This is a genomic window from Pseudomonas sp. GXM4, from assembly GCF_008923895.1.
Taxonomy (GTDB): Bacteria; Pseudomonadota; Gammaproteobacteria; order Pseudomonadales; family Pseudomonadaceae; genus Aquipseudomonas; species Aquipseudomonas atacamensis.
On the sequence record NZ_WBRZ01000305.1, the window covers coordinates 1 to 6118 of the forward strand.

At 55.9% G+C, this 6118-nt stretch carries 11 protein-coding genes; 2 read left to right on the forward strand and 9 right to left on the reverse strand.

Annotated elements, in window-relative coordinates:
• Window positions 1-237 (forward strand): enterotoxin A family protein (locus F8N49_RS24470; RefSeq protein ID WP_218574910.1); only part of this gene is annotated, 237 nt, incomplete at its 5' end.
• A 486-nt stretch (window positions 238-723) separates the two neighbouring features.
• Here the strand turns inward: F8N49_RS24470 and F8N49_RS27975 are convergent.
• The 4 genes from F8N49_RS27975 to F8N49_RS24490 all read right to left on the reverse strand — a co-directional run bounded on the left by F8N49_RS27975 (window position 724) and on the right by F8N49_RS24490 (window position 2425).
• Window positions 724-891: a hypothetical protein gene (locus F8N49_RS27975; RefSeq protein WP_016773805.1), complete on the reverse strand. Its 168-nt coding sequence runs from the start codon at window positions 889-891 to the stop codon at window positions 724-726.
• A 118-nt stretch (window positions 892-1009) separates the two neighbouring features.
• Window positions 1010-1429 carry a YMGG-like glycine zipper-containing protein gene (locus F8N49_RS24480; RefSeq protein ID WP_024012287.1) on the reverse strand — a complete coding sequence of 140 codons (420 nt, stop codon included), beginning with the start codon at window positions 1427-1429 and terminating at the stop codon, window positions 1010-1012.
• A gap of 135 nt (window positions 1430-1564) precedes the next feature.
• Window positions 1565-1936 (reverse strand): hypothetical protein, encoded by a 372-nt coding sequence (locus F8N49_RS24485; RefSeq protein ID WP_016773803.1) that lies wholly within the window; start codon window positions 1934-1936, stop codon window positions 1565-1567.
• Window positions 1937-2236: 300 nt separating this feature from the next.
• Window positions 2237-2425 carry a hypothetical protein gene (locus tag F8N49_RS24490; RefSeq protein ID WP_024012286.1) on the reverse strand — a complete coding sequence of 63 codons (189 nt, stop codon included), beginning with the start codon at window positions 2423-2425 and terminating at the stop codon, window positions 2237-2239.
• Between the two features lie 221 nt (window positions 2426-2646).
• On the opposite strand from F8N49_RS24490, the gene F8N49_RS24495 reads away from it, so the two are divergent.
• Window positions 2647-2925, forward strand: a complete 279-nt coding sequence (locus tag F8N49_RS24495) for a hypothetical protein (protein WP_151552951.1) — start codon at window positions 2647-2649, stop codon at window positions 2923-2925.
• A 55-nt stretch (window positions 2926-2980) separates the two neighbouring features.
• On the opposite strand, the gene F8N49_RS24500 is transcribed toward F8N49_RS24495, so the two are convergent.
• The 5 genes from F8N49_RS24500 to F8N49_RS24520 form a co-directional block, all read right to left on the reverse strand.
• Complete coding sequence (locus tag F8N49_RS24500) at window positions 2981-3301, reverse strand: YbjQ family protein (RefSeq protein WP_016773801.1); 321 nt, start codon at window positions 3299-3301, stop codon at window positions 2981-2983.
• Between the two features lie 68 nt (window positions 3302-3369).
• On the reverse strand, window positions 3370-4650 hold the full coding sequence (locus tag F8N49_RS24505; protein WP_151552953.1) for a Y-family DNA polymerase: 1281 nt from the start codon (window positions 4648-4650) through the stop codon (window positions 3370-3372).
• Complete coding sequence (locus tag F8N49_RS24510; RefSeq protein ID WP_071171561.1) at window positions 4637-5068, reverse strand: LexA family transcriptional regulator; 432 nt, start codon at window positions 5066-5068, stop codon at window positions 4637-4639. The genes F8N49_RS24505 and F8N49_RS24510 overlap by 14 nt, the downstream gene beginning before the upstream one ends.
• 137 nt (window positions 5069-5205) lie before the next feature.
• Window positions 5206-5538, reverse strand: coding sequence for a type II toxin-antitoxin system HicB family antitoxin (locus F8N49_RS24515; protein WP_071171560.1), 333 nt, complete (start codon window positions 5536-5538; stop codon window positions 5206-5208).
• Window positions 5535-5789, reverse strand: a complete 255-nt coding sequence (locus F8N49_RS24520; protein WP_071171559.1) for a type II toxin-antitoxin system HicA family toxin — start codon at window positions 5787-5789, stop codon at window positions 5535-5537. Before F8N49_RS24520 ends, F8N49_RS24515 begins: the two co-directional genes overlap by 4 nt.
• Window positions 5790-6118: the final 329 nt, after the last annotated feature.

Consider the following 6118-nt stretch of genomic DNA (forward strand, 5'->3'; position numbering starts at 1 on the left):
GCCGCAACGAAATTTGCGACAGGTTATGGGTACGCTGATGGTTATATATATGTAATGAAAAACATTCGCGGCGTGGATGTAAATAGAGAACTTGGAGCACTCTCTCCTCATCGAGGGGAGGCTGAGATTGCTATACCAGGAGGCATAAATAACCGGGATATCGTAGGAGCTACGCCCGTCAACGAAGACGGTAGCTACAAAGGTTATTCTGTGCTGAATCCAAACAGGAAAAAATAAATGATCCGAATGGAAATAAAAATCCTTACTCCCAAAGGCATTGAGACCGCAACTATCGAGTGCGACAGAAAGAATAAAACTTTGACATTTATGGCAAAACACGGCCACAAGAAAACCTACACTTCATATGACCTTTATGGATGTTTCGGTGTATTACGATCGGAGTTTCCTGACATTATATTTTTGTGTAAAGGATCAAAAATTAATGTTCATCCATCGAGCATGAGTTCACAAATGTCCTGTGGACTCGTTGCCTACGAGCTCCACGAAGGAAGACCCTCAGGAGAAGGAGACATCGTTCGAATCTTTGACTACGAAGACACAAACCTGACAAACAACATAGAGGATCAAAAAGCGTTCTACCGTGCATGGATGGAATCATTTTAGATGCATGAAATTAGACTCAGCTGTGTTTACCAAGAGCCTGTTACCCACAGGCTCCTATTTTGATGGTCGACCCACCACATCTGACTCAACGATAGTCATTCACTGCTCATCCCCATCCTCCTCATACTCCATATCCGCCTCATCCGCATCATTCAACGGCACCGTCGCATCATCCATCAGCGAGCCGGGATCTTCATTCCCCGGATCATTGATAAACGGCAATCCACTCGGGCCCTTCTCTTCTTTGCCTTCGGTTTCAGGAGTCATGGCGCACCTCTTGAGCGTGTGGGATGTATCACTTTCGAAAAGCCCTATCGCCAATCGTTCCTCTGCCTGACGGCCACACACGAAAAACCCGGCGCCAGGCCGGGTTTTCGTTGATCAATCAGCGATGTTTATTTTTGTGTTTGTTCTTGTGCTTGTGGCCGCCGGAATGAGATCCGCCGTCGTCGTCGCCAAGATTGTTACCTACCGCGCCGCCTGCTGCGCCGCCCAGGCCCGCGCCGATGGCGGAGCCGGTGGAGCCGCCGAGGCTGTTGCCGACAACCGAGCCGCCTGCCGCGCCAAGGCCGCCGCCGATCGCGGCTTCGGTGCGGTTGCGTTTGTTCGCGCCGACGGCACTGCCCGCCGCGCCGCCAACACCAGCGCCGACCGCTGCGCCCGTGCTGCCGCCGAGTTGTCCGCCAACCACATTACCCAGCGCACCGCCGAGACCACCGCCTACGGCAGCGGTGCCATCTCCGGCCGCCATCGCGCCCTGCGCCACGACCAAGCCAAAAAACAGTGCAGATAATGACAATCGCATATGAACCTCGCAGTTCCCGAATCGGGACAGTCCGCCCAAGCGGGGCGTATGCAGATTGGAGATGATTTCGCACGAAACGTTCAGCCATGAAAAAGCCCGACATCGAGTCGGGCTTTTTCTGACAGGCCATCAGTCTCAGTGGCGCTTGTGACCTTTGCCCAGGTTGCTGCCGACTGCGCCGCCGGCCGCGCCGCCCAGACCCGCGCCGATGGTGGCGCCGTTGCGGCCGCCCAGGCTGTTGCCGATCACCGAACCGCCGGCTGCACCGACACCGCCGCCGATCGCCGCTTTGGTGCGGCTGCCCTTGCGTGCGGCGACTGCGCTGCCCGCTGCGCCCGCAACGCCAGCGCCAATTGCGGCGCCGGTGCTGCCGCCCATTTTCTGACCGACCACGTTACCCAGCGCGCCACCCAGGCCACCGCCCAGCGCAGCGGTGCCATCACCGGCAGCCATCGCACCTTGAGCAACCAGAAGGCCAAGAACCAGAGCAGGCAGTGTTAAACGCATGACGAAAACCTCAAATAAACGGGATGACGAAAAGGAGCGGGATTTAATGCGCTCGGCGCAGGAAAGTCCAGACGCGGGCGGCAGCGTCGATTGGACCGCAATCAGGGAAAAGGTTTTATGCCGGGCAAAAAAAAGCCCGCTGGGGAGACGGGCTGGAGACTTGCTTTCTAACGGATGGCTTCACACTACGTTGGCCAACGTGAAAAGTTGGGGAAAAAAAACCGACATTAATGTCAATGCCCGCCCCCTCATTCTTGCGCCCATAAAAAACCCCGTTCAGTAACGGGGTGCAGGATAAAATCACTTTCTGGTCCTTGCCGTGACCTTGGGCAGGAATTTCGCTTTCGGCCCTTTGGGGGCCGTGGATTTGATTTTGCCGATGCTGACCGGATCCTCGCCAAACCCCGACTGATACTCCGACTGACCGCAGCGCACACAGTTGTTGAATGAAAACTCAGCGCCATCATCTTCGATAAATGGACCTGACATAGACTCTCCCCTACACAACCGGGCCGACACCGGCAAAACAGTTTTGCCTGGAAAATATCGTCCCTCAGCGCTTTTGAGACTAGCCGGTCACTACTGGACTTGCCGTCCAGAAAGGCTGATCACCGACGAATGGAAAAAAGTGTCGCGAGCGATCATTCGCTAAAGATTTCCATCGAACGGCCGCTGCCCTTACTCCTACAAATGAATCTCAAGGAGAGATCATGCAGATCAATGGATTCCCGAACATGCCAGTCGTAAAACTCACGGACGAGCAGATCGCTGCCGGCAAGGCCGGTGCGGAAAAACTCAAGGAAAAGATCGCCTCGGGTGAAATCACCATCAAATACCCGGACAAACCGCTTCTCCAGCCGGGCGTCGTCTACCATCCCAGCGAGCCCGCACCATCGGCGCAGCCTGACGGGACACCGTCCCTCGTTGCCATCGATACACCGCTGACCTATGACGCAAGAGGTGCTGTGTTGCTCAAACCTCAAGGCTGATTGACGCGAAAAAGCCCATTCGTTGTGCGAGTGGGCTTTGCCTTGAACACAATGATCAGCGCAGCTTGACCGCAGTTCCGGTGACGAACACCACGACCATGCCACCCTTGCCTGCCGGCATGCTGATCTCAAAATCCACGCCAACCACAGCATCAGCCTGCAATGCGCGCGCTCGATCTTTCAGTTCGTCGGTGGCCTGAATGCGTGCTTCTTTAAGAGCCCGCTCCAACGTCTGCGAGCGCCCGCCAAAGAAGTCGCGCATGCCGGCGAACATATCGCGGATCACGTTGACCCCTTGCACAGACTCGGCGCTGACAATGTCCAGATAGGCCGTGATCTGCCGCCCCTCGACGGAATGAGTGGTGGAAATGATCATGAAAGTCGTCCTTTTACTGCAAAAGTGAAGGCGGCGATTGTAACGCGGCACCAGATCTGGCCCGTGCCTCAATTGGATTTAACGACCCACAATTGATCCAGCTTCGTCGTAAAACTCGAACTCATCATCTCCCGCCGCATGCCCCAGGCCGGATCAGCCGGCACACTCCCCGCTCGCAACGTTCCATGCCCCCAGCGCTGATTGATCTGGTCGAGCACCCCCATCACCCTCTCCGCCGCTTGAGGTTGGGACTGTGCAAACAGGTCTTCGGTAAATTCTCCGGGCTGTCGCAGATCCATCAACAGCACCTCAGCCTTGCTGTACTTGAACCCCGGCCGGAACAATCGATCGATCGCTTCGCTCGCCACCTTGCTCAGCAATCGCACATCATTGGTCGGATAAGGCAACTCGATCAGCGCGCCATTGGCGTACTTCGCCTCTTCCGGATTGAACATGCCGGTGCGGATACTCACGCGGATCTTTTTGCACAGCGAACTCTGCGCACGCAGCTTTTCCGCCGCTCGATGCACATAAGTAGCAACGGCTTCCTTGATCGGCTCGATGGTAGTCAAACGGTTGCCAAACATGCGGCTGCTGCAAATTTCCTGCTTCGGCGGTTCTGTTTCCGACAGTTCCAGACAGGATGTGCCACCCAGTTCGCGCGCGGTCTTCTCGATCACCACGCTGAACTTGCGCCGAAGTGTCCACGGATCGGCCTTCGCCAGGTCCATCGCACTTCTGATCTGCATGCTTTCCAGATGAGCTTTCATTCGCCGACCGACGCCCCACACGTCACCGACATCGGTATTGCGCAGCACCCAGTCGCGTTTGGACGGATCGCAGATGTCGACCACGCCGCCGGTATGCGCTTGCAGGCGTTTCGCGGTGTGGTTGGCGAGCTTGGCCAGCGTTTTCGTGGGGGCGATGCCGACGCCGACCGGGATGCCGGTGCGCTTATAAACAGCAGAGCGGATGGTGCGGCCAAACGCGGTCAGGTCCCCAGGAATGCCACTGAGATCCGCGAACGCCTCATCAATGCTGTACACCTCGACGGCCGGCACCATGGATTCGATGATCGTCATCACCCGCTCGCTCATGTCGCCGTACAAGGCGTAATTACTGCTGAACACCTGGATGCCATGGCGGCGCAGATCGTCGCGAATCTGAAAATACGGCGCGCCCATTTTCACAAAGGGCTTGGCGTCATAACTGCGCGCAATCACGCAGCCATCGTTATTGCTCAGCACGACAATCGGCGTCTTCGCCAGATCGGGCCGGAACACTCGCTCACAGCTGGCATAGAAGCTGTTGCAATCGATCAGCGCGAAGACCTGCTCACGGTTTGCCATGGTCGCGCACGCTGTAAGTCACCACACCCCAGATCACCAGCTCATCCCCTTCCATCACGTAGCGAGGCGGGTATTTGCTGTTGGCCGAAAGAAGGATGACGGTGTTGTCGCGCATGTGCAGGCGCTTGCAGATGGGTTCGGAATTGAGACCGGCGATGACGATATCGCCGTGCTCGGCATTCAGGCTGCGATCGACGATCACCAGATCACCGCAAAATATCCCGGCGTCCTGCATGCTTTCGCCTTCGATCTTCGCCAGATAAACGTGCGGCGCACGAATATCAAAAACCTCGTCCAGAGAGATGTGCTTTTCAATGTGATCAGCCGCAGGCGAAGGAAAACCGGCGGGAATCCGAAACGAATACAGCGCAAGCTTTTCGCCCGCGCCTGACAAAGGGCCGAGGATGGTGACGCTCATGATACGAACCTGATAGTGAATTTACTGTATGCGCATACAGTAAACTCGGGACGGTTCGGAGGGTCAATGAGGCGTGTAGGAGATTTCGACGGGTGACAGGGTTTTGTACAACTTCTACTGAGAGCCAGATTTCGCCACTACGCGTGGACCTCACGATCGAGCACGTCTGCAACCCATTGATTGATGCTCTTATGGGCTAGCTGCGCCTTTACAGCGACCGTCGCATGCAGCGCTGGCGCCAAGCGCAGGCTGAGATTCCCCGAATAGGGTTTCTGCGGTGCGCGACCGAGCCTGGCGCAGGTATCGAGATAATCAGTCACGGCCTCCTGGAACGCGTTCCGCAGCTCTGCGACCGACTCACCATGGAATCCGACGACGTCCTTGATACCGGCGATATGGCCGACGAAGAGGCCGTCTTCGTCACTGTATTCAATACGGGCGGCATAGCCGTTGTAGTTCATTACGTTCACGGGATGACTCCTGCTTGCTCAAGAAAAGCCCGAGCGTCGCGCACCTGATAGGGCTTTGCTTCTTTGTCTGGGTGGGGCCGGTGAAAAGTCACGACCACACCGTTCAATTCAAAGCGCACTCTTGAACCATTGCCTTCAATGGTCTGGGCGCCCACTGCGCCGAAGAGCGATTCCATACGCACCCACTCCAAGTTATTCGGGACCGGCCTTGAAAAAATAGCTTTGAGCGTGCCGCGCTGTTTGTTGTTCATGGTATTAGATCATGATACCGCGATGGAAGGGCAACTGGGGCAAACCGCAATTACGAGGAGAAAGCCTGCTTTCTGCGGGAAACGTATTTCCTGATGAAGCCGCTGCAGACTGGTACGGCATCAGGATAACGAGAGACTCAATGCGCGGTTGTAGGCAAATTCTCGGAGTTGTGTGAGGAAGAGCGACTTTTCCGTTTCCGACAGGCAGAGTTCTTTTCCGAGTATCAGAATTGGGGAACCGCGATATAGCACAGATATTTTGGCGAGAAAAAGGTGAGGGAGCTGTGCTCTTGGCGCACCATCCAAGACACAAAAAAACCGACACTGAG

Bases quoted from the DNA above. Each gene is read 5' to 3' on its own strand.
- F8N49_RS27975 (WP_016773805.1), bottom strand. From the start codon at position 891: ATGACTCCTGAAACCGAAGGCAAAGAAGAGAAGGGCCCGAGTGGATTG.
- F8N49_RS24480 (WP_024012287.1), bottom strand. From the start codon at position 1,429: ATGCGATTGTCATTATCTGCACTGTTTTTTGGCTTGGTCGTGGCGCAG.
- F8N49_RS24485 (WP_016773803.1), bottom strand. From the start codon at position 1,936: ATGCGTTTAACACTGCCTGCTCTGGTTCTTGGCCTTCTGGTTGCTCAA.
- F8N49_RS24490 (WP_024012286.1), bottom strand. From the start codon at position 2,425: ATGTCAGGTCCATTTATCGAAGATGATGGCGCTGAGTTTTCATTCAAC.
- F8N49_RS24495 (WP_151552951.1), top strand. From the start codon at position 2,647: ATGCAGATCAATGGATTCCCGAACATGCCAGTCGTAAAACTCACGGAC.
- F8N49_RS24500 (WP_016773801.1), bottom strand. From the start codon at position 3,301: ATGATCATTTCCACCACTCATTCCGTCGAGGGGCGGCAGATCACGGCC.
- F8N49_RS24505 (WP_151552953.1), bottom strand. From the start codon at position 4,650: ATGGCAAACCGTGAGCAGGTCTTCGCGCTGATCGATTGCAACAGCTTC.
- F8N49_RS24510 (WP_071171561.1), bottom strand. From the start codon at position 5,068: ATGAGCGTCACCATCCTCGGCCCTTTGTCAGGCGCGGGCGAAAAGCTT.
- F8N49_RS24520 (WP_071171559.1), bottom strand. From the start codon at position 5,789: ATGAACAACAAACAGCGCGGCACGCTCAAAGCTATTTTTTCAAGGCCG.